We start from the raw sequence: 1,643 nt of genomic DNA, 5'->3' as shown, positions 1-1,643 counted from the left end.
TTTATTAAGGGATGCGACGAGAAAATTGAAAAGAAAGGAGACAATGTCGGTCTATCTTTTTATGCCTTTTTTAAAAATAAGAATGATAACCCTGAGCTACTTATGGAAGCAGCGCATTGATGGATTATGGAGCATAAGCTAGACCACTTCGAGAAAGCTGTGAAGATTAAACAATTGATTTTGAGTGAAAGCTAAAAATAGAATTATTTAAAAGGCTTAAATTTAAGTAAATTAAGCCTTTTTATTATTTTAAAAACTTCTATTTAACATATGGCCAAACATCAGGATCTGTATATTTTTCATCGATATGATAGCCCTCAGCCTTAGCTTTTCCCTCCTCCTTTTCCCGATATTTTTTATTTTCAATTAATCTCTTTTTAAACGCTTGCTCGAATTCACTAGGTGTCATTTTATCAGAGTCAGGAATTGAGTCTCTTTCATTGTATCGAACACTCTTAAAGCTAAATCTAAGCATATATTGCTCTTCATTACACTTATTCTTAGCTGTTCTTTTTAAACTGATATCTAAAATAATCCCATTAGCGTACAATCTATAACCCAATGATTTTGTTGGGCTGTTGTTTATTATATTTTTCCACTCCTCAAAGCTAAAAATATAACTAGGATCAATGACATCACGACTTTTCGATAGATGCTTAATATTATCTTCTTTAGCAATACGCGGAGCATCTGTAAAGAAATAGTTTTTCCAACCAGCCTGATTAATACGTTTCATTAAAGCTACATAGCTTTGATAAACCTGCTCTGGGGTAGCAAATTCTTCTTTTGTGAGGCCAGCATCAATATCTAAAACTTGGATCCCTTCATTTTTATCATATTGAGTTCCTAAAACAGAGAAAACATGTTCAATCGATAAAGTGTTAGAACCATTCTCTATAGTTATTTTTCCTAAGTTAGGAGGAGAAAATTGAAGTTCTCTAAAGCTAACGCCAGCTGGATAATTATCGACATTGCTATCACTATATTTTGAAAAATCTTGAATACCTTTTTCACCCATATGCAAAGTGTAGGCTTGCTGATGGGAATCTAAACTTTCATTATGTTGTGCGGCTGGCTGACAAGCGGAAAGTAATAATCCAAAAATTAAAATTAAGAAATATTGTCTAAATTTTACCGTCATTACTAACTTCTCTACTTTGCTATTTCCCGACTCTGCGATAATTTTTAATCTTGGACAATAAAGCTATATGTCTTGTCAATTTCAGCATCACCACCTGCATAGAAGTCAGCTCGTATATGGATAGTATATTTTCCTTTGTACTTTGGAACACCTTTGATTTGTATAATATTATATCCATCCAAGTCATCAACAGGCTTAACGGTAATGCCTAGATTTTCTGGAATATTCGTTTCTAATTCAGCGTATTTATCTATAACTTTTCCTCCAGAAATCTTAATAATTTGTTGGTATTCTTGATTAATATGAGCAACAGGTAAACTCTCAGGAGAAATTTTATATTTCTTCCCCACAACCTATAAGTACAAAAATAATTGAAAAAATAATTATTAATTTATGCTTCATTAGAAACTTTCCTTTTTAAAGACCTAAAACTAGAGATTTAGGTCTTTCCATTCTCAAATAAAATAGAACTCGATATAAAATATAAATCTATTAAATCTTT

Annotated in this window: 2 protein-coding genes and 1 pseudogene; 1 reads left to right on the top strand and 2 read right to left on the bottom strand. The window is 31.6% G+C overall.

What is annotated here, in order from left to right:
• Positions 1-195, top strand: a pseudogene (locus tag VXQ92_RS17035) (DUF6500 family protein); the annotation flags it as partial.
• 64 nt (positions 196-259) lie between these two features.
• Here the strand turns inward: VXQ92_RS17035 and VXQ92_RS17030 are convergent.
• Together VXQ92_RS17030 and VXQ92_RS17025 are read right to left on the bottom strand one after the other, a co-directional pair.
• On the bottom strand, positions 260-1,141 hold the full coding sequence (locus tag VXQ92_RS17030; protein ID WP_416682613.1) for a hypothetical protein: 882 nt from the start codon (positions 1,139-1,141) through the stop codon (positions 260-262).
• Between the two features lie 44 nt (positions 1,142-1,185).
• Entirely contained in the window at positions 1,186-1,491 is a 306-nt protein-coding gene (locus VXQ92_RS17025) for a hypothetical protein (RefSeq protein WP_001987944.1), read from the bottom strand.
• Positions 1,492-1,643 lie beyond the last annotated feature (152 nt).

It is taken from the genome of Acinetobacter sp. 228, from assembly GCF_048147885.1.
The sequence above is the reverse complement of the archived record's forward strand: the minus strand, read 5'-3'. Positions and strand labels throughout refer to the sequence as shown.

Excerpts from the sequence above, each read along its gene's own strand:
- VXQ92_RS17030 (WP_416682613.1), bottom strand. The coding sequence starts at position 1,141 with ATGACGGTAAAATTTAGACAATATTTCTTAATTTTAATTTTTGGATTA.